This is a genomic window from Advenella sp. FME57, from assembly GCF_014897675.1.
GTDB lineage: Bacteria > Pseudomonadota > Gammaproteobacteria > Burkholderiales > Burkholderiaceae_B > Advenella.
In genome coordinates, this window is the sequence record NZ_JABUXU010000007.1 from 189,149 (window position 1) to 209,960 (window position 20,812).

The following is a 20,812-nucleotide window of genomic DNA, read 5'->3' on the forward strand; positions in this document are numbered from 1 at the left end:
TTCGGCCGCAAATGCGCAGATAATGATCTGCATATCATTTCTATCCGGAGACCGTATGTCAACCATTGCGTCCGCAGGCGCCCGCTTTCGCCAGGCCCTGTCCGAAGAAAAACCACTACAGATTATCGGCGCCATCAACGCCAATCATGCCCTGCTGGCCAGACGCGCCGGCTTCAAAGCCATCTACCTGTCCGGCGGCGGCGTTGCCGCGGGTTCCTTGGGCCTGCCGGATCTGGGCATCAACACACTGGATGACGTGCTCATCGATGTACGTCGCCTTACCGATGTGTGCGATACCCCCCTGGTGGTCGACATCGACACCGGTTTCGGACCTTCGGCATTCAATATTGCACGCACCGTAAAAAGCCTGATCAAGTTTGGCGCCGGCGCCTGCCACATTGAAGACCAGGTCGGCGCCAAGCGCTGCGGCCATCGTCCGGGAAAAGAAATTGTTACCACCGGCGAAATGGTCGATCGCGTCAAGGCAGCCACAGACGCCAGAACCGATAGCGAATTTTTCATTATTGCCCGTACCGATGCCATTGCCGTTGACGGCGTTGACGCCGCCATCGAGCGCGCCATCCAATGCGTTGAGGCCGGCGCCGATGGTATCTTTGCCGAAGCGGTCTATGACCTGCCCACCTATGAAAAATTCGCCAGCGCCATCAGCGTGCCGCTGCTGGCAAACATTACCGAGTTCGGCCAGACGCCGCTATTTACCGTAGAAGAACTCGGCAGCGTCGGCGTGGGTATGGTACTGTATCCACTGTCGGCTTTCCGCGCCATGAACAAGGCGGCAGAGAACGTCTACACCACCATCCGCCGCGATGGTCACCAGAAAAATGTCATCGACCAGATGCAGACGCGCGATGAACTTTATGATCGCATCGGCTACCACGATTTTGAACAGAAACTTGACGCCCTGTTCGCCAGCAAAAAATAACACTTCAATTAGTCAGGAGATAACACCATGTCTACAAAAGCTACCAAGCCAGCAAAAGCCAGCAAAACCGCCAGCGCACCCGCCGCAGCGGCTACCGCAGACAATTCTGCCGGTTTCAAACCGAAAAAATCGGTCGCCCTGTCCGGCGTTGTAGCGGGCAACACGGCCATTTGCACGGTCGGCCGCAGCGGTAACGACCTGAATTACCGGGGTTATGACATTCTTGATCTGGCCGACTCCAGTGAATTTGAAGAGATCGCTCACCTGCTGATCCATGGCAAACTGCCTACACAGGCTGAACTGACCGCCTACAAACAGAAGCTCAAACGTTATCGTGGCCTGCCGGCCAACCTGCAAACAGTGCTTGAATCGCTGCCCGCCCATAGTCATCCGATGGATGTCATGCGAACTGCCGTTTCGGTCCTGGGCTGCACCCTGCCCGAGAAGGACGATCACAACCTGGCTGACGCCCGCGATATCGCCGACCGGCTGATGGCCAGCCTGGGCTCTGCCCTGCTCTACTGGTATCACTTCAGCCATAACGGCCGCATCGTCGATGTGCAGACGGACGACGACAGCATCGGCGGACATTTCCTGCATCTGCTGCATGGCCAGACGCCGTCCAAAGAATGGGTTCGCGCCATGCACACGTCGCTGATCCTGTATGCAGAGCATGAATTCAATGCCTCTACATTTACGGGACGTGTCGTTGCCGGCACGGGTTCGGATATGTTTTCTGCGATCACCGGCGCCATCGGCGCGCTGCGCGGTCCAAAACATGGCGGCGCCAACGAAGTGGCTTTTGAAGTGCAGAAACGCTATGACACGCCTGACGAGGCTGAAGCCGATATCCGCAAGCGTGTAGAAAACAAGGAGGTGATTATCGGATTCGGTCACCCGGTGTACACCATATCCGACCCGCGCAATGTCGTGATCAAGCGGGTGGCAAAAAAACTGTCCCAGAATGCGGGCACCACCAAAATGTTCGATATTGCCGAAAGACTGGAAACAGTGATGATGGACATCAAAAAAATGTTTCCGAACCTGGACTGGTTCTCAGCGGTGTCCTACCACATGATGGGCATTCCCACGTCGATGTTTACCCCGCTGTTCGTCATCGCGCGCACAGCAGGCTGGTCAGCTCACATTATTGAACAACGCATCGACAACAAGATCATCCGGCCAACCGCCAACTACACCGGTCCGGACGATCAGAAATTCGTGCCGCTGTCCAAACGCAAATAATCACAATCGAATTATTCATCTTGCTTTACAGGTCGCCATATGTCCAGCCATATTTCAAATGTTCGTCCTGAGCCCGATCAGGTACTTGTCGATATTGTCGACTACGTTGTCAATTATGAAATCAGCAGCGATATTGCGCATGAAACTGCTCGCAACTGCCTGATCGATACGCTGGGCTGCGGCCTGGAAGCGCTTGAATACCCGGCATGCCGCAAGCTGCTGGGGCCCATCGTGCCCGGCACCACGGTACCCAATGGCGCCAAGGTGCCGGGCACGCAATTTGCGCTGGACCCGGTACAGGCTGCATTCAATATCGGCACCATGATACGCTGGCTCGACTTTAATGACACTTGGCTTGCCGCAGAATGGGGCCACCCATCGGACAACCTGGGCGGCATTCTGGCTACGGCTGACTGGCTCTCACGCAATGCAGTGGCTGCTGGCAAGACGCCGCTGACCATGCGTGAAGTGCTCACAGGCATGATCAAGGCTCACGAAATCCAGGGGTGCATTGCACTTGAAAATTCGTTCAACAAAGTGGGCCTGGACCATGTCGTTCTGGTCAAAGTGGCGTCGACGGCCGTGGTTGCGCAAATGCTCGGTCTGACTCGCGACGAAATCATCAACGCCGTCTCGCTGGCCTGGGTGGATGGTCAAAGCCTTCGCACTTATCGCCACGCCCCCAATGCCGGCAGCCGCAAATCCTGGGCTGCCGGCGACGCCACCAGCCGCGCCGTACGCCTGGCATTGATCGCCAAAACAGGCGAGATGGGTTATCCATCGGTCCTGACGGCAAAAGCCTGGGGCTTTTATGATGTGCTGTTCAAAGGGCAGCCGTTCAAATTCCAGCGCCCCTATGGCAGTTACGTCATGGAAAACGTGCTGTTCAAGATCTCGTTCCCGGCTGAATTTCACGCGCAGACCGCCGTTGAATGCGCCATGCAGATTCATGATCAGCTCAAAGCCGCCGGCAAGACCGCCGACGATATCAAGAAAATCACGATCCGTACCCACGAAGCGTGTATCCGTATCATCGACAAGAAAGGGCCGCTGAACAATCCGGCCGATCGCGATCACTGCATTCAGTACATGGTCGCCGTGCCCGTGCTGTTCGGTCGCCTCACTGCCGGCGACTACGAAGATGGCATCGCTGCCGACCCGCGCATTGACGCATTGCGCGAGAAAATCGAATGTGTCGAGGATCCTGCATTCACGCATGACTATCATGATCCTGAACAACGCTCTATCGCCAATGCCCTGACGATTGAGTTCAACGACGGCAGCAAGCTGGATGAAGTGGTCTGTGAATACCCGATAGGCCACAAGCGCCGCCGTAAAGACGGCATCCCGCTGCTGGAAGCCAAATTCCGTATCAACCTGGCACGGGTGTTTCCAGGCAAGCAACAGGAGAACATCCTGGCTGTCTCGCTGGATCAGAAAACCCTCGAAGCCATGCCGGTCCACGAATATGTGGACATGTATGTCATTTAAACTGGTTCGCGCACCGGGACGATAAACTGCGGCAAGGCGCCTTCCCACCCTGCGACGCCCGGTGAGCACAGGCCTCGCTCACGGCATCCTTCGGGATGCCGTTTTTGCTGCTGTTCCTGCCACCTGAGGCCGCCCCGGCAGGCGGGTATCATTTGGCGAACACGCTGCGCCAGCAGGAAATATCACCAATGGGCCACCTGCATACCCTGCTTACCGGCAAATTCGCTTACTATTAATAGATTCGTCATTCACTTTTTGTCATCCCATTTGCCTGCCATGTTTCATCCTTATATCGCGACGGCGCTGCCGTTTATCCTGAGCTTGCTGGTCGCCTGTCTTGTTATCGCCGTTGCCTCTATTTTGTATCTGGCATTTGTCTCGCTCAAGGAGACCAATGCCCTGCTTAAACACCCCTATCTGACGCAACAACCGTTTAACCGCTATCCGCTGGGGATCAGGGGGGCGATTTTGCTGGATTATTTTTTGCGTCTATTTCTGCCCAACAGCACGGTATGGCTTGCCGGCCACGCCAATATCCTGCTGGCGCATGTCAACCCCAAAACTGTTCCGCTGCGCATTCGCTGGCCGTTGCTCGGCCTGTGGGGCGCATGCCTGTTGGGTATTGTGTTGATGATTATATTCTGGGGCTTGATGCTTACGGCCAAACAGTAAAACCCGCTACGCCGTCGCAGCACCACAGCGCTCACGACCGCCCATAAAAAAGGATTGCCGATGACCTTGCAGATCACCCACAGGCCCGAAGCGGGCCGTATCGAAGCCACCGTTGAAAACAGCCTGTGCTACATTGACTATCGGCTGCAGGCCCAGGTCATGCATATACTGCACACGATTGTGCCCGATGCTGTCGGCGGGCGAGGCATTGCGGGCCGACTGACCGAGTTTGCCCTGGACCTGGCGCGCGATAATGGCTGGAAAATCAATCCGGTCTGCAGCTATACGGCAGGCTATTTCCAGCGCCATCCGGAACTGCAGCCGCTTCGAGCCTGATTCAAAGGGCGGCAAGTGATCGCTGCGATCCGTTCAGGAACGCGGCGCCACCTTCAGACTGCAGGCCAGCATATCGATCATGAAATCTGCATATTGACTCACGGTGATCGACTGATTGCGATGCTTGCGTCGCTTCAGATACCAGTCCTGCATCATCGCCTTTATCATAGACGCTAGAAGCCTGGGATTATCGTTTCTGAAAACGCCCTGGCGCACCCCATTGTCGATAATGTCAAAGAAAATGTCTTCGATTTCCTGTTCGACCGCGATCGCCGTTTTCATTTGCGCCTTGGGCAGGCTTTTTACTTCCATAAATGAAAAGTAAAACCAGGGCAGCATAATTTCGCTTAAAAAGAGATGGGCCGAGACGGCGGCACGCAATCGCTCAAACGGGTCGCTTATATCACCAATACTCTTGCGCAGGGTACTGCGAGTCAGCATAAACCCGTGCCCCTGAATCAAAACCAGCAAATCATTTTTATTGCGAATATAAGCGTACAAGCCACCGATACTGAATCCGGAATCTGCACACAGGTCTCTGAGGGTCATTGCGTGAAATCCCTTCGTGGACGCCAGACGCAGGGTCGAATCAATAATCCTGATCAGATTCTTGACGGCCACATGTTCTTTCTTTATCCGGATCATGTCGGTGTGTTGGACATAAAGCTGACGGCATATCTCCGCCTTGGTCAAGCTCAGCTCTTCTTTAAAGTTTTCAAAATCAGTTTTCATTACAGGATTACCAAGGGCTGGGTAGGAACAATTCCAGGTAGCGACACAATACCCGATTCAACAGCTATTGCGGCATTGCTCCAGGCGGTAGTCTGTCATCGCCAGTCTCGCGTGCCAAGTCCCGAAGTATATTCTTTCGGATTTTTCCCGTTGCCGTTTTCGGCAACTGCCCCAATACAATTTTTTTGGGTACCTTGAACGACGCCATGTGCTGCGAGCAATACCGGATGAACGCAGCCGGATCGCGGTCACTGTCTTCATCTTTCAATGTAATGAAAGCGCAAGGCACCTCTCCCCATTTTTCGTCCGGCAGCGCGACAACCGCGACTTCGAAAACGTCTGGATGGCGGTAAAGAACGTCCTCGATCTCTTTGCTGGATATATTCTCTCCTCCGGAAATAATAATATCCTTGGCCCGATCCTTGATCTCGACATAATTGTCAGGGTGCATGACGGCCAGATCGCCTGTGCGAAACCAGCCTCCTGCAAATGCTTGCCGTGTCCCGGCGGGATTCTTCAGATAGCCTTTCATGACCGTATTGCCCCTGAGCGCAAGCTCTCCGAGCGTTACACCATCTGCAGGCACCGGCTCTCCGGAAGTACGGTCCAGCACGACAAGCGTATCAATGGCATACAACCCTGTCCCCTGGCGCGACATTTTTTCTGCCAGCGCATCCGCATCCAGCGTCTCCCAGTCGTTTTGCCAGACACACACAGCAGATGGACCATAGGATTCGGTCAGCCCATACAAATGACAAATATCAAAACCGACTTCCTGCCCCTTGCGCACAACCGTCGCCGAGGGCGCTGCCCCACCCAACGCAAAACGCGTAGGTAGCGGAATGGTCCATCCCCGATGGCTGAAATCATTCAATATCATGTTTAACACCACCGGCGCGCCACACATATGGGTCACTTTATGGTCAACAATTTTTTGATGAATTTGCTCAGGATCGATTTTGCGCAAACAGACATGCGTGCCGCCCACGGCGGTCACTGCCCAGGTATAGCACCAGCCGTTACAGTGGAACATGGGCAAGGTCCACAGATAAACGCTATCGGCCGTCATGTTCAACGCCATGGCATTGCTCATGGCAGACAGCCAGGCGCCCCGATGATGGTACACGACACCCTTGGGGTTGCCCGTTGTGCCAGAGGTGTAGTTCAGTGAAATCGGGTCCCATTCGTCCTGAACCTTCTGCCAGACAAAGCTGTCATCGCCGGCACTGACCAGATCCTCATAGCGCTGATGTCCCTGTATGAGGGCAGGCCCGCCATCGCGGGCTATTGCAATCAGCGCCGGTGGCTTGTCAAGATCATCAATAATCTGCGCGACTAGCGATTCGAACTCAGTATCGTAGATCAACACACTGGATTCGCAATGCGCCAGGATATAGCGCAAGGAGGCAGCATCCTGCCGGGTATTCAGTGTATTGAGCACGGCGCCCAGCATCGGCACAGAATAATGCGTCTCGAGCAACTCCAGGGTATTGAAGCAGAGCACGGATACCGTATCGTTTCTGCCCACGCCCATTTTTGACAATGACGATGCCATGCGCACGACCCGTTTATATAACTGCAAATAGCTGTATGACTGCTGATCGATCACTGCCGTCTTGCCAGGAAAGACGGTTGCCGAGCGCAATAGAAAATCGACAGGGGAAAGACTGGAATAATTGGCAGGATTTTTGTCCAAATCACTGTGATAGACGTCGGTCATCGTCGCTGCTTCCTCAGTTTGTATTCAGGAATTTCGGATTGCTGATCCTCAGCTCGCTGCGGGTAAGCTGGAGCAGCAAATCGGTTAAGGCCTGACAAGACTGCGCATCTGTCGGCATTTTCCGATGTCGGATCAGCCGCGCCAGCACCGCCTCGGCACTGACCGACGGACAATTGCCATCTGCACCCAACCCCGCCAGAAAAGAGTCAAGTGCCTTGGTGAGGTTTTCTTCAGACACTGGCGGCCTGATTTCCCTGGCGGCAATGCCCATGGCATTTGCAATCATGAGCGCTGCATAGCGATGTTGTTCGCCAAGCACCGGCACCAGTTCATCTAACAGTAATTGACGTGCTGTCACTAGCAGGTTATGTGCATCAGGTTGGTTTGACATAAGCGTTTTCCGTATTCAGGCACTGCGATAGAATATCCAATTCCATTTGCGGAACCATGCGTCCGGTCAGGGCCAGCTCCAGCGATATTTCCTTTCCGGACACATGGCGCTGCCCCTGCTGCAGAGCGATAACAGACCAGCGCACCATGGCCATGACCTCCCAATAGCCAACTTTTTGTGCGTCAACCCGCTCACCCGTGACAGAGGTATACCCGGAAAAGAGGTCGGGCTTGTCACCCACGCCGCCAACTTCCTTGGCAACATTCCCAAAGCGCCAGCTTTTCGCACACAGCCAGCCAAGATCTTCATAGGGGTCGCTCCAGGCGGCAAACTCCCAGTCAAGCACCGCAGTCAGTTCACCCTGCGCCACCATATAGTTGCCGGTTCTGAAATCGCAATGACACAGCACCAGAGGCGACGAAGCCGGCTCATGGTCTTGCAGCCAGTTCAGCGCCCATTCGAGCACCGGATGTGGCTGTGCGACGCGATCGAGCGCCTGTCGGTACTCGGCAATTCGAGTTTGAGCAGCAGGCGCAGATGGAACCGGCAAAAAATCCAGTTGCGCATGGTCGGGACTGACACGATGCAAGCGACCAAGTTCCTGACCCAGCCGGTAGGTCAGGGATTTGGCCTGTTCCTGGGTCAACGTCTTTATCAATTGCCGGCCGTTGGCTGTTCCTGGCGCGCAACTCATCACGTAGAAAGCATGCCCGATCAATGACGTGTCGGTGCAAAGCCATAATGGTTCCGGCGCTGTCACGCCTGCCTCGCAGGCGCAACGCAGAACGGCAAACTCCTGTTCCCGGCTGAGCGAGGCATCAATCTGGGATGGCGCGTCGCTGCGCACAACAAACCGATGCGATCCCGGATGTGTGCCCGAAGTCATTTCAAGCGAAATGCTGTAATTATTCTGGATCGCGCCTCCCGAGAGTTTTCTGAAATCCGTCACAGCTACTGTGCGTGCATCCGTCCATGCTTTTATCGCATCTGCAATTTTCCCGGAAAGCGCTTGCATATCCATGCTAACCCCAGCGCCAGAAATCATTACCTTCAAGCAGCAGGTTTCTAGACAACACCATTTTATGCACTTCAGAGGCGCCATCGACCAGACGCGCCTGTCGGGCATAGCGGTAGATCCATTCCAGAGGCGTATCCTTGGAGTAGCCACGGGCCCCGCACAACTGAATGGCCGTATCAACCGCTTTATGCAAGGTATCAGCCACTGCCACTTTTGCCATGGACACCTCTTTGCGGGCAAAATCCCCCTGGTCCAACTTCCAGGCAGCATGCATGGTCAGCAGGCGACTGATCTGTATTTCCATGGCGACCTCACCGAGCAGCCATTGCACGCCTTCGCGTTCTGCCAGCTTTGCGCCAAAGGACTCTCGATGGGAAACATAGTCTGTGGCAATTTCCATCGAGCGCTTGGCCAGCCCCAGCCAACGCATACAGTGAGTAAGTCTGGCCGGTCCGAGCCGGATTTGCGTCAGTTTCAAGCCATCGCCAACGTTCATCAAACGATTCTCATCGGCAATCCGCAGGCCATCAAATATCAGCTCACAATGTCCGCCATGCTCCTCCGGCCCCATGATGGGAATCCGGCGAGTGATTTCCCAGCCTGGGTCATCCCGGTGAAACAAAAAGGCGGTCAGGCCCTTGCGGCTGTCATCCGACGTTCTTGCCATAAGGATGAAATGAGATGCCACACCGGCGCCGGTAATAAAATGCTTGCGCCCCCGAATCACCCAGTCGTTCCCCTCCCGGGTTGCGGTGGTTTGCATCATGGACGGATCGGACCCGCTGCCGGGCGCCGGCTCTGTCATGACAAATGATGATCTGACCGCGCCATCGACAATCGGCTGCAGCCACCGCGTCTTCTGCGCTTCGGTTGCGACTTTTTCAAGCACCATCATATTGCCATCATCCGGTGCTGCCGAATTGAACACGACCGGCCCGAACAGGGACCGATTCATCTCTTCGTAACACGGCGCCATTTGCGCCATGCTCAGGCCCTGCCCGCCTCTGGCCAGCGGCATTTGCAATGACCACAGGCCCTGGGCGCGGGCTTGTTGCTGGACTGACTTTAACAGCGCAGGGGCGATATTTTCATGTTCATCATAGGAATCCGGCTGTTTTTCAAGCGGAATCAATACTTCGTCGACAAAATGCCTGATTTTCACGCGCAGATGTTCTGTTTCTTCCGATAGAGTGAAATCCAATTTTTTATCCCTATAAAGATGATTGCAAATGGCCGCCATCGACAACGATACAGCTGCCAGTCATATAGTTTGATGCGTCAGACGCCAGCAGCAGCAAGGCGCCTGTTAAGTCATCCGGCTGTCCCAGACGTCGCTGTGGAATTCTGCCGATCAGTGCCTTGCCAGCCTGCGACTCGAAGAAATCCCGGTTCAGGTCGGTCAGGATGTAACCCGGCGCCAGTGCATTAACGCGGATGCCATAGCGAGCCCACTCCAACGCAAGGGCTTTGGTCATTTGTTCAAGCGCCGCTTTTGACGTGGTATAGGGCAGCACCGCCCCGGCCACACGATGCCCGAGAATAGATGTAATCATGATCACACTGCCTTGCCTGTCGGCTGCGATCAGACGCTTGGCCGTTTCATTGGCAACGATCCAGCTTCCCTTCAGGTTGACGTCAATCACCTCGCTGAATTCACTAACCGACAATGTCAGGGATTTCTTATTGATTCCCAGGCCTGCATTACATACGACAACATCGACAACGCCAAACACGCGGTGTATTTGATCGAATGCCCCGCTGACCGAATCAGGATCGGTAGTGTCCATCACCACCGGCAGATTTTCGATTCCAAGTTCAGTGAGTTTTGCAGACAGCGCCTGCAAGGGCGCCTGGCGGCGTCCCGAGAGCACTACCCGGGCACCTGCCGCGCCAAGAGTTTCAGAAAAATGCGTCCCGAGCCCACCGGCTGCGCCGGTAATCAATACGGTTTTCCCATCCAGATTTAGCATATTTTTCATAGATGTCTCCTGGTCCCAATATAAATTGCATATGTAATGAAGTCAATAAATATAACAAACGTTCTATTTATTTTTATTGATATGTTGCCAAACTTTTGCCTGGCAAAAATTTTGTGCAATGCACATTTACACCAGGCAACGGGAGGAATAAGGTATGCCACAACTGTGATATGACTTCAATTTCATGACTCAACGGCAACCGCAATGACATCCGCATCCGAAAAAATCTGCAGAATACTGTCCTGCTTGTCAGATCGCCGCATTTGCAAGCTGACCGATATCGCGCGTTTCACCGGTCTGGACCTTTCATCGGTACTGCGCATCCTGAAAGATCTGGAAAAACTCGATTTCGTGGAAAGGGAACCACAAACCAAGGAATACACTCTGGGTCGGGAAATTTACGCAATGCATCATGCCATGGTCGCGCGCCAGGACATCCGCGCACTGGCGCGCCCTGCGCTGGTGCGCATGGCCAGAAAATATGGCGACTCACTGATCCTGTCGATACCAAGCAACTGGGAGTCGGTATGCGTGGATACCTGCCTGGGCGACTATCCGATACGCGCCAACTACCTTGAGACCGGCAGCCGTCGCCCGCTTGGCGTAGGTGCCGGAAGCCTGGTGTTGCTGGCAGCCCTGAGCGATGCGCAACAACAGATGTATTTGCCATGCATTCACGAACAGATAGACAAACGCTATCCCATGTTCAATCAGTCCATGCTGAAAACGCACATCGCACTTTGCCGCCAGCAGCAATATGCCGTGTTGTGTGATGTTGTGGTCAACCAAATGGGCGGAATCGGCGTCGCCATCCGGGCGCCAGACGGCACCCCGATTGCTGCTTTGAGCCTGGCTTCATTATCGGAACGCATATTGAGCAGACAAGACAGTATTGCCGCCGACCTGATACAAGAAGCCAGATTGATTGAAAAAACGCATTTTCCTGCCAGATAAGGAAGCAAAAATGAACGCCCAAGCCCATATCCTGTCGGCCGTCACGACAAAATTTGGCAGGCACGACGACGCTACGACATTAGCGCTACTTGCCGACGCAGCAAACGACTGCCTTGCAATGGCTGGTATGGAACGCCAGGAAATTGATGGTGTGCTATGCGGATATGCCACGACATTTCCCCATCTGATGCTGGCAACACTGCTTTCTGAAAAACTGGGCCTCAATCCTGCCTATGCTCATGGAATGCAACTGGGTGGCGCAACAGGCGCTGCCATGGTTATGCTCGCGCGGGAACTTGTTCTGTCTGGAAGATGTCAGCATATCCTGGTCGTGGCCGGCGAGAACCGGCTTTCGGGGCAAAGCACGGACTCGTCCATGCAAACGCTGGCACAGGTTGGCGAAGCAGATCTGGAGGTGCCTTGTGGGGCCTCGGTGCCCACCTACTACGCCTTACTTGCTTCCGAATACATGCACAGGACCGGGCTGACAAAAGCCGACCTGGCCGAATTTGCCGTACTCATGCGGCTCCATGCCTCAACTCATCCCCATGCCCATCTGCGCAACGCCATTACTGTCGACGATGTCCTGCAATCCAAACCCATCTCTTCGCCATTGCAGTTATTGGACTGCTGCCCGATTTCAGATGGCGCCTGCGCCATTCTGGTCAGCGCCAGGCCGGGCCCGGTAGCAATCATGGGCGCAGGTCAGGCTCATCAGCATCAGCATCTGTCAAGAATTGGCGATATCTACGATACCGGCGCGGCAGCAGCCGCGACACGGGCCCTGGCAGACGCAAAGATAAGTCGCAAGGACATTGATTACCTGGGCATTTACGATTCGTTCACCATCACGCTCGCAATATTGCTGGAAGAACTGGGGTTTGCACAACGCGGGCAATCGGCCAATGCTGTTCGACAGGGAAGATATTCCAGAGATGGACCATTACCGCTGAACACCCATGGCGGTCTGCTCTCGTTCGGCCATTCAGGCGTTGCGGGCGGCATGGCGCATATTGCCGAAACCTGGACGCAAATGGCAGGACAGGCCAAGGACAGACAGATTGCAAGCAAAAAGCAGGCATTCATCCATGCGGACGGAGGTGTCCTGTCCTCGCATATCAGCCTGATCCTTCGGGCCACGGGAGGAACAGCATGACGACGGGACGCTGCTTGATGCTGAAACACTGCAGCCGTTGCGGCAGCAATTGGTCTTTGCACCCGTTTGCATGTGCTACCTGCGGCAACACGCAACTGCACGATCTGCAAAGCAACGGTGTGGGAATAGTCAAAGCCTGTTCGGTCGTCACTCGTGCGCCAGATGCGCACTGGCGTGCGCTGGCCCCATACAGCATTGTACTGGTTGCGCTTGAAGAAGGGCCAACCGTCATGGGACAGGCAGATGCCGAGCTCACGGTAGGCGATCATGTGACCGGCAGCGTGCAATCTGCATCCACGACCGAATTCATCCGGTTCTGCCGGCATCAGCAAAACGAACAAACAGAATCCTGACCACTAGCGGGATCATTCATATAGAAAGGAAGAGACAATGAAAACATCCAATGCAAAAACGCATTTTCGTGCCGTACTGGCCGCCTTACTCTGTCTGCCTGCCGCTGTGATGGCGCAGAGTGAATGGCCGCAAAAGCCCATTACGCTGGTTGTGCCCTACCCGCCCGGCGGTCCCACAGACATCGTTGCACGTGTGGTTGCCAAAAATCTGGGCGAGCAGTTGGAGCAGACAATTGTGGTCGACAATCGGGCCGGCGCGGGTGGCAATATTGGGGCGGAGCTGGTTGCAAGGAGCAAACCCGATGGCTATACCTTGTTGCTGGCCACCACGGCGCATGCAATAAACAAATCGCTGTTCAAGACCCTCAATTACGACGTCAGCGCGAGCTTTACGCCGATTACCCTGCTAACCGAAGGTCCCCTGGTCATTGTCACCCGCAGCGATCTGGGCGCTGACAATGTCCAGGACCTGGTCCGCCTGGCTAAAAAAGCCGATAAAAAACTCACTTTTGCTTCATCCGGCAACGGACAGTCCACACATCTGTCTGCGGCGCTATTCAACTCCATGAGCGGGATCAATATGGTGCATGTGCCCTACAAAGGCAGTGCGCCAGCCATGACGGACCTGATTGGGGGACAGGTCGATGTCATGTTCAACACCCTTTTATCCTCTTTGCCTTATATCAAAGACGGGAAGCTCAAGGCGCTCGCTGTGACCGGTCAAAGCCGGTCAGCCGTACTGCCAGATGTACCCACGGTGGCCGAAAGCGGCCTTACCGGTTACTCGGCTACTGCATGGAACGGTCTGTTGGCGCCAAAAGGAACGCCAGTACAAGTGACTGACAAATTGAGTGCGGCATTAAAGTCGACGCTGGCGAATCGGCAAGTCCAGCAGACTTTTTCAGCCCAGGGCTTTAACGCGCGGTGGCTGAGTCCCGCGCAGTTTGCCACTTATCTGTCTGAAGAAATCAGCAAATGGAAAGACGTGGTCAACACTTCCGGGGCAACCGTTAATTGACACAAGGCACGTAATGACAACACTTCTATATCAAAGTGATCCCTCCCTGGCGGCATTGCTCAATCCATCCTCGGTTGCCATCATCGGCGCCTCCGACAATCCGGACAAGATTGGCGGGCGGCCGGTTTATTACATGAAAAAGCATGGATACAAGGGAAAAATATACCCGATCAATCCAACCCGTAACATCATTCAGGGAGAAAAATCCTGGGGATCCGTGCAGGATCTGCCCGAGGTCCCGGAGCTGGTCATCATAGCTGTTGCCGGCGAAGCAGCGGTCGACGCGGTCAAGGCATGCAGCAAACTGGGCGTGCCCGCTGCCATTGTCATTACAGCCGGATTTTCAGAGACCGGCCCGCAAGGCAAGCTTTTGCAGGATCGCATGACCGGCCTGGCGAGCGCACAAGGCATGCGTATCGTTGGCCCCAACTCACAAGGATTGGCAAATTTCGGCAATGGCGCGATTGCCTGTTTTTCCACCATGTTCCTGGAGATCGAACCAGGTGACGGGCCTGTCTCTGTGATCAGCCAGAGTGGCGGCATGAGCGCCATGATCTACGGTTTGCTGCGTAACAGGGGCATCGGTGTGCGCCACGTGCATGCCACCGGCAACGAAGCGGATATAACCGTAGGTCAGTTGGCCATGGCGTCGTTGCACGATCGTCAAATCAAATTGATTCTCATGTACCTGGAGTCGCTCCAGAATGCGGAAGAACTCGCTGCCGTCGCTGCCCTGGCAAAACGGCGTGGCGTTGCCCTTATCGCGATCAAGGCCGGCCATTCACCATCGGGCGCACAAGCGGCAGCCTCTCACACGGGGGCACTGGCCAATCAGGACAACACCATCGATGCTTTCTTTGAGCAACACGGTATTCTGCGGGCTCGCGATCCTCATGAGCTGGTGCGCTATGCCGAATTTATCTTGCGCAGCCCGCTGCCTGCCGGCAGGCAGACCGTGATCGTGAGCAATTCCGGCGCCAGTTGCGTTCTGGCCGCAGACGCAGCCGAAGACAACGGCCTGCGCGTTCTACCTCTGACCGCCGGCACCCAGGACAAGCTGTCCATGCACCTGTCCTCCTTTGCGACGACCCGCAATCCGGTCGACATCACAGCGGCGCTATTGTCAAACAATCGGCTTTTCGGACAGGTGCTCTCGTGTATAGGCAATGACCCAAAGGCAGACAGTTTCGTCATCGACATTCCCGTCGCCGGTCGTGGCTATGATGTTGCGACCTTTGCCGAAGATACCGAAAATTTTGTGTCAGATTCGCAAAAACCGGTGGTGGTGGTGGCATGGCAACCTGCCGTCGCACAGGCATTCAGGCAAAGGAATATTCCGGTTTTTGACGATGAAGAACAGGCAATGAGTACGCTTGCTGCCGCTCATCGGTTTCACGCTAGCCTGACGCGCAAAACCACCGACTGGTCGGCTATTGCAGACAAACCCATCGCGCTCGGCAGGAAAGGATCGATCCTGAGTGAAGCAGATAGTCTCGATATGCTCGCCAGCGTGGGTATTACCGTTGTGGACTATATACGCTGCACCGACGCTCACCAGGCTGTTGCCTATTGGCAAACCTGCAAGCACCCGGTTGTCATCAAGGCATGTTCGGAAAAAATACCGCATAAATCAGAGCATGGCCTGGTTGCGTTGGCGATCGATTCGGAAGCGAAAATTCGTGAAGTTTTTAACTCGCAGTCGGCAACGCTTGAAAACCTGGGTATCAGGGACAAACGCTGGGTTGTTGCACCGATGGAAAACGGTCTATTTGAATTTGCCGCAGGCGTGCATATGGATCCGGTATTCGGGCCGGTCATCATGGCAGGCAGGGGCGGTAAATTTATTGAAGCGCTGCAGGACGTCTTCGTATTGATCCCGCCGTTTTCCATGGGCGATGTCATGGACAAACTATGCACATTGCAGATTGCACCATTGCTGCAAGGGGTACGCGGCGATCCCCCTGCAGATATGCAGGCCTTTGCCGAACTGGTCGTCAAACTGGGCAAGTTTGCCATGACCCATTCTGCCAGCATCCGATCCATTGACATCAACCCCATCTTGATCCGGCCGCAAGGCCTGGGTGTGATTGCCGTCGATGCATTGATCGAATTTGCCTGACGGAGTTTGCCAGACGAAGACTGAGTATCAGTTGGTGACCTTCAGGTTCAGTTGCTGCACTGCCTTGATAATGCCCTGGGGGTTGCCCATCTGCGTTTGCATGACAAATGTCATGAGTTGCAAGGGTGGGTTGGGACTGGCCAGCACGCTCAGGCTCTTGGCCTCGTTCTTCATGAAACGGCTGACTGCGGTGCATACGCCTTCGGGATCCGCGATCCCCAAGGTAGGCGCCTGCTGACGGCAGTCGCTTTCCGATTTGGCCAGGCGGGCGTCGAACGCCTCTTTCTGTTGCGCTGTCGGCTGGCCCTCTACCGGCGCCACGCCCTGCTGCACCTTTACCACGCGCGGCATCAGGCCGGCGTCGTCAAACTTGATATTCAATAGCCGTATGGTGACGGGCGAGAGCGCACTGATCAGCAGCAGCGGATTGGATTTGAGCTCTTCTTCGCGGGTACGAACGGTGTTGACCAGCTCGACGATTTTATCGGCCTTGAGCACCAGGTTGATATTGCCCACCTCTGGCTGATTAAGGGTGACATCGTAGTCGGACGTATCTTGTTTTTCGTTCAGCGTGCCCTTGATCCGCCCGTCCAGCAAGGGCAGGCTGTCATAGCCCAGCTGGCCTGCCTTTTCCATTAACGCAGCGCGAAATGGGCTGCTGCCGGTTTCGTCAGCCAGGCCGGAGAAGGCAAAATCCACCTTCTTGTCGTCGCTGCTGGTCTGCAGATCATGCACCGTGACGTTTTTGATGGTAAAGAACTTTGCCGGATCGTCCTTGCGCACCACTTTGACCTCATGCAGGGAGGCATTGCCCAGTATGGACGCGTCCAGCGAGCCCCAGGTCACGTTATTCTGGATGTCGTTTTCGACCAGATAGGCGTTGAGTTTTTCCTCAATCTGGGTTTTGGCGTAGTAATTGGCGCCAAACCAGGCAGCCGCAGCGACCACAGCAATAGTACCAACGGCGAGTGTGAACTTCTTTGTTCCGGCCATTTTTTTTCCTTACGATTCGTTGAGCGGCGGCAAACCGCGTCTGACACCTGTGAGCCTGACACAGAATTGAAAAATCCGCTGTGGGCGCAAGCAGATTGTAACGGGTTTCGTTATCTACTGCAGTGTGGCGCACAGTCTTATGTCTTATATAAGACATTTGCTAATATAGCGCTAAACCCTTATAATGATAGACGAAAATCATTTCCCTCCTCCTCTATTTCAAGGGTCTTACCATGTTGGAATCCTATCGTCAGCACGCCGCAGAACGCGATGCGCTGGGCATCCCTCCGCTACCTCTTTCGGCAAAGCAAACGGCAGAACTCATAGAGCTGCTCAAGACGCCGCCAGCCGGGCAAGAGGCTTTTCTGCTTGATCTGATTACCCACCGCGTACCGGCCGGTGTTGACGATGCGGCCAAAGTCAAGGCGTCTTACCTGGCTGCCGTCGCCTTTGGTACAGAAAAATGTTCCCTGATTTCCGATGAAAAAGCCACCGAACTGCTCGGCACCATGCTGGGCGGCTACAACATCAGCCCGCTCGTTGATCTGCTGGACAACGAAAAACTGGGCACGATGGCTGCCGAAGCATTGAAAAAAACCTTACTGGTATTTGATGCATTCCACGATGTTCAGGAAAAAGCCGAAAAAGGCAACGCCAATGCCAAGGCTGTATTGCAAAGCTGGGCCGATGCCGAATGGTTCACCAGCCGCCCTGAAGTGCCGGAAAGCCTGACCATTACCGTTTTCAAAGTCACCGGCGAGACCAATACCGATGACCTGTCTCCGGCGCCCGACGCCTGGAGCCGCCCCGATATTCCGCTGCACGCCCTGGCCATGCTGAAAAACCCGCGCGAAGGCATTGAGCCTCAGGAACCGGGCAAAATCGGTCCCATCAGCCAGTTGAACGAACTCAAGGCAAAAGGCAATCTGGTTGCCTATGTCGGAGACGTCGTCGGTACCGGCTCTTCTCGTAAATCGGCAACCAACTCCGTCCTGTGGTTCACCGGCCAGGACATTCCTTTTGTGCCAAACAAACGCTTTGGCGGCGTCTGTCTGGGCAGCAAGATCGCCCCTATTTTCTACAACACAATGGAAGATGCCGGCGCGCTGCCGATCGAACTGGACGTCTCCGACATGAACATGGGCGATGTCGTGGAACTGCGCCCCTACGAAGGCAAAGCCCTGAAAGACGGCAAGGTAATTGCCCAATTCAAGGTCAAGTCCGAGGTGCTTTTTGACGAAGTGCGCGCCGGTGGCCGCATTCCTCTCATCATTGGACGTGGCCTGACTGCCAAGGCCCGTGAAACACTGGGTCTGCCTGCATCTACCCAGTTTCGCCTGCCGGTTGACCCTGCAGATTCAGGCAAAGGCTACACGCTGGCTCAAAAAATGGTCGGTCGTGCCTGTGGTCTTCCAGAAGGCACCGGTGTTCGCCCCGGTACATACTGTGAGCCGAAAATGACCTCGGTGGGCAGCCAGGATACAACCGGCCCCATGACCCGCGACGAGCTCAAGGATCTGGCCTGCCTGGGCTTCTCTGCAGATCTGGTCATGCAGTCTTTCTGCCACACCGCAGCCTATCCGAAACCCGTCGACGTCAAAACCCACCACGAACTGCCTGACTTTATCAGTGATCGCGGCGGTATTGCGCTGCGCCCCGGCGACGGTATCATCCACTCATGGCTCAATCGCATGCTGCTGCCCGATACCGTAGGTACTGGTGGTGATTCGCACACCCGCTTCCCGATTGGCATCAGCTTTCCCGCCGGTTCCGGCCTGGTCGCCTTTGCCGCAGCCACCGGCGTCATGCCGCTGGACATGCCCGAATCAGTGCTGGTGCGCTTCAAGGGCAAAATGCAGCCAGGCGTTACCCTGCGTGACCTGGTCAATGCCATTCCGCTGTATGCCATCAAGAATGATCTGCTGACTGTTGCAAAACAAGGCAAGAAAAACATTTTCTCCGGCCGCATCCTGGAAATCGAAGGTCTGCCCGATCTTAAAATCGAACAGGCATTCGAACTGTCAGATGCATCTGCAGAACGCTCTGCTGCCGGTTGTACCGTGCATCTGAACAAAGAACCCATTATCGAATATCTGAACAGCAATATCACATTGCTCAAATGGATGATCGCCAATGGCTACGAAGACGAGCGCTCTCTGGGCCGTCGCATCAAGGCCATGGAAGCCTGGCTTGCCAATCCGCAATTGCTCGAGCCTGATGCCAACGCCGAATACGCTGCGGTCATCGAAATCGACCTGGCCGATGTGCACGAGCCTATCGTTGCCTGCCCGAACGACCCGGACGACGTCAAAACCCTGTCGGATGTGGCCGGTGCAAAAATCGACGAAGTGTTTATCGGCAGCTGCATGACCAACATCGGACACTTCCGCGCCGCTTCCAAGTTGCTCGAAGGCAAACGCGATATCCCGGTAAAACTGTGGGTCGCCCCGCCGACCAAAATGGACCAGAAGCAGCTGACCGAAGAAGGCCACTATGGCGTACTTGGAGTGGCTGGTGCCCGCATGGAAATGCCGGGCTGCTCATTGTGCATGGGTAACCAGGCACAGGTTCGCGAAGGCGCTACCGTGATGTCTACCAGTACCCGTAACTTCCCCAACCGTCTGGGCAAGAACACCTTCGTATACCTGGGGTCAGCCGAACTGGCCGCTATCTGCTCACGTCTGGGCAAAATTCCGACTCGCGAAGAATACATGGCTGACATGGGCATTATCGACAAGAACAGCGAGAGCATTTATCGCTACATGAACTTCGACCAAATCGACGACTTCAAGGAAATCGCCGATTCTGTTGGCATCTGATGATTCTGTCGGCATCTGGTTACCATCACTCAGCCCTTCGGGGTTGAGCGACATGACACAGGTATCGGCCCTCGGGCGAAACCTGCGTCATGCATCCGGGCAACGAACCATTTAATGGTCCGGTGAAATAAGCCACACATGCAGATTAGATAACCAAGTCACAGAACAGACACGCCTGCGTGTCAATCACCCGGTACGCTGTACCGGGTTTTTTGTCTCATTTTTATGATGCCGTTTTGCAAGCCGCTTCACCGGCAAAACGCCAATGCTGTACCATTGCCCTGCTACGCCTGGACCCATTGACGATCATCTTTGATTCACGCTGTGGGAAGACACGCCAGCCCCCTGACCTTTTTCGGATTCGCTGCCATGCATCTTGATCACCCCATCCCCATTCTGCGCATTTTCTCCACCCCACTTGCCGAGACGTTCTATCTGGATTTCCTGGGCTTTGAAAAGCGCTGGGAGCATCGCTTTGCGCCCGATCTGCCGTTATACATGGAGATTGCCCGCGACAGCCTGGTACTGCACTTGAGCGAACACTTCGGCGATGGCACGCCCGGCAGCGCCGTTTTCCTGCCCATGGAAGGGATCCACACGCTGCAGCAAGACCTGATCAACAAAAAGGCGTCATTTGCACGCCCTGGCGTAACAAAAGAATCATGGGGTTTCACCATGAATATTTCGGATCCTTTCGGCAATCACCTGAGATTTTGCGAACAGCATCACGAACACAGCTGAGCTCACAGATTTACACCCGTCGCATGAAAATCCACGGGCCGGATCGGCCACCGGATACCCTTTACGGCGCGACCAAACTGCAACCCCGGCTAAGCGGTAAGCCTTCACTGGCGCTGTATTGGTGAGCCGGCC

Annotated in this window: 19 protein-coding genes; 12 read left to right on the forward strand and 7 right to left on the reverse strand. The window is 54.9% G+C overall.

The window, feature by feature from the left end:
* Window positions 1–55 precede the first annotated feature (55 nt).
* The 5 genes from prpB (at window position 56) to INT32_RS10385 (ending at window position 4,687) form a co-directional block, all read left to right on the forward strand.
* Window positions 56–943 carry a methylisocitrate lyase gene (gene prpB / locus INT32_RS10365; protein ID WP_193088647.1) on the forward strand — a complete coding sequence of 296 codons (888 nt, stop codon included), beginning with the start codon at window positions 56–58 and terminating at the stop codon, window positions 941–943.
* A 27-nt stretch (window positions 944–970) separates the two neighbouring features.
* A complete protein-coding gene (prpC, locus tag INT32_RS10370; RefSeq protein WP_193088648.1) occupies window positions 971–2,188 on the forward strand; it encodes a 2-methylcitrate synthase in 1,218 nt (405 codons plus the stop codon).
* 39 nt (window positions 2,189–2,227) lie between these two features.
* Window positions 2,228–3,679: a bifunctional 2-methylcitrate dehydratase/aconitate hydratase gene (locus INT32_RS10375; protein ID WP_193088649.1), complete on the forward strand. Its 1,452-nt coding sequence runs from the start codon at window positions 2,228–2,230 to the stop codon at window positions 3,677–3,679.
* A 276-nt stretch (window positions 3,680–3,955) separates the two neighbouring features.
* Complete coding sequence (locus INT32_RS10380; protein WP_226816869.1) at window positions 3,956–4,351, forward strand: hypothetical protein; 396 nt, start codon at window positions 3,956–3,958, stop codon at window positions 4,349–4,351.
* Between the two features lie 60 nt (window positions 4,352–4,411).
* Complete coding sequence (locus INT32_RS10385) at window positions 4,412–4,687, forward strand: GNAT family N-acetyltransferase (RefSeq protein WP_193088650.1); 276 nt, start codon at window positions 4,412–4,414, stop codon at window positions 4,685–4,687.
* A gap of 33 nt (window positions 4,688–4,720) precedes the next feature.
* Here INT32_RS10385 and INT32_RS10390 read toward each other — a convergent pair whose 3' ends face one another.
* The 6 genes from INT32_RS10390 to INT32_RS10415 form a co-directional block, all read right to left on the reverse strand.
* On the reverse strand, window positions 4,721–5,419 hold the full coding sequence (locus INT32_RS10390; protein ID WP_193088651.1) for a TetR/AcrR family transcriptional regulator: 699 nt from the start codon (window positions 5,417–5,419) through the stop codon (window positions 4,721–4,723).
* A gap of 64 nt (window positions 5,420–5,483) precedes the next feature.
* The gene (locus tag INT32_RS10395; protein ID WP_193088652.1) at window positions 5,484–7,139 is read right to left on the reverse strand and encodes an AMP-binding protein; all 1,656 of its coding nucleotides are present in this window, start codon (window positions 7,137–7,139) and stop codon (window positions 5,484–5,486) included.
* 13 nt (window positions 7,140–7,152) lie between these two features.
* A complete protein-coding gene (locus INT32_RS10400) occupies window positions 7,153–7,530 on the reverse strand; it encodes a DUF6285 domain-containing protein (RefSeq protein ID WP_193088653.1) in 378 nt (125 codons plus the stop codon).
* The gene (locus tag INT32_RS10405) at window positions 7,514–8,551 is read right to left on the reverse strand and encodes a phosphotransferase family protein (RefSeq protein WP_193088654.1); all 1,038 of its coding nucleotides are present in this window, start codon (window positions 8,549–8,551) and stop codon (window positions 7,514–7,516) included. The genes INT32_RS10400 and INT32_RS10405 overlap by 17 nt, the downstream gene beginning before the upstream one ends.
* A 1-nt stretch (window position 8,552) precedes the next feature.
* Window positions 8,553–9,749: an acyl-CoA dehydrogenase family protein gene (locus INT32_RS10410; RefSeq protein ID WP_193088655.1), complete on the reverse strand. Its 1,197-nt coding sequence runs from the start codon at window positions 9,747–9,749 to the stop codon at window positions 8,553–8,555.
* Window positions 9,750–9,759: 10 nt separating this feature from the next.
* A complete protein-coding gene (locus INT32_RS10415) occupies window positions 9,760–10,527 on the reverse strand; it encodes an SDR family NAD(P)-dependent oxidoreductase (protein ID WP_193088656.1) in 768 nt (255 codons plus the stop codon).
* A gap of 204 nt (window positions 10,528–10,731) precedes the next feature.
* On the opposite strand from INT32_RS10415, the gene INT32_RS10420 reads away from it, so the two are divergent.
* The 5 genes from INT32_RS10420 to INT32_RS10440 are packed head-to-tail and all read left to right on the forward strand — an operon-like array spanning window position 10,732 to window position 16,127.
* Window positions 10,732–11,481, forward strand: coding sequence for an IclR family transcriptional regulator (locus INT32_RS10420; RefSeq protein WP_193088657.1), 750 nt, complete (start codon window positions 10,732–10,734; stop codon window positions 11,479–11,481).
* 10 nt (window positions 11,482–11,491) lie between these two features.
* On the forward strand, window positions 11,492–12,637 hold the full coding sequence (locus INT32_RS10425; protein ID WP_193088658.1) for a thiolase family protein: 1,146 nt from the start codon (window positions 11,492–11,494) through the stop codon (window positions 12,635–12,637).
* A gap of 56 nt (window positions 12,638–12,693) precedes the next feature.
* Window positions 12,694–12,990 carry an OB-fold domain-containing protein gene (locus INT32_RS10430; RefSeq protein ID WP_226816871.1) on the forward strand — a complete coding sequence of 99 codons (297 nt, stop codon included), beginning with the start codon at window positions 12,694–12,696 and terminating at the stop codon, window positions 12,988–12,990.
* A gap of 37 nt (window positions 12,991–13,027) precedes the next feature.
* On the forward strand, window positions 13,028–14,008 hold the full coding sequence (locus INT32_RS10435) for a tripartite tricarboxylate transporter substrate binding protein (RefSeq protein WP_193088660.1): 981 nt from the start codon (window positions 13,028–13,030) through the stop codon (window positions 14,006–14,008).
* Window positions 14,009–14,021: 13 nt separating this feature from the next.
* Window positions 14,022–16,127, forward strand: coding sequence for an acetate--CoA ligase family protein (locus tag INT32_RS10440; protein WP_193088661.1), 2,106 nt, complete (start codon window positions 14,022–14,024; stop codon window positions 16,125–16,127).
* A gap of 27 nt (window positions 16,128–16,154) precedes the next feature.
* Here the strand turns inward: INT32_RS10440 and INT32_RS10445 are convergent, their stop codons facing one another.
* Entirely contained in the window at window positions 16,155–17,120 is a 966-nt protein-coding gene (locus INT32_RS10445; protein WP_193088662.1) for a DUF3139 domain-containing protein, read from the reverse strand.
* Between the two features lie 233 nt (window positions 17,121–17,353).
* Here INT32_RS10445 and acnB point away from each other — a divergent pair, with 233 nt between their 5' ends.
* Together acnB and INT32_RS10455 are read left to right on the forward strand one after the other, a co-directional pair.
* Entirely contained in the window at window positions 17,354–19,939 is a 2,586-nt protein-coding gene (gene acnB / locus INT32_RS10450) for a bifunctional aconitate hydratase 2/2-methylisocitrate dehydratase (protein ID WP_193088663.1), read from the forward strand.
* Window positions 19,940–20,308: 369 nt separating this feature from the next.
* A complete protein-coding gene (locus INT32_RS10455) occupies window positions 20,309–20,680 on the forward strand; it encodes a glyoxalase superfamily protein (RefSeq protein WP_193088664.1) in 372 nt (123 codons plus the stop codon).
* Window positions 20,681–20,812 lie beyond the last annotated feature (132 nt).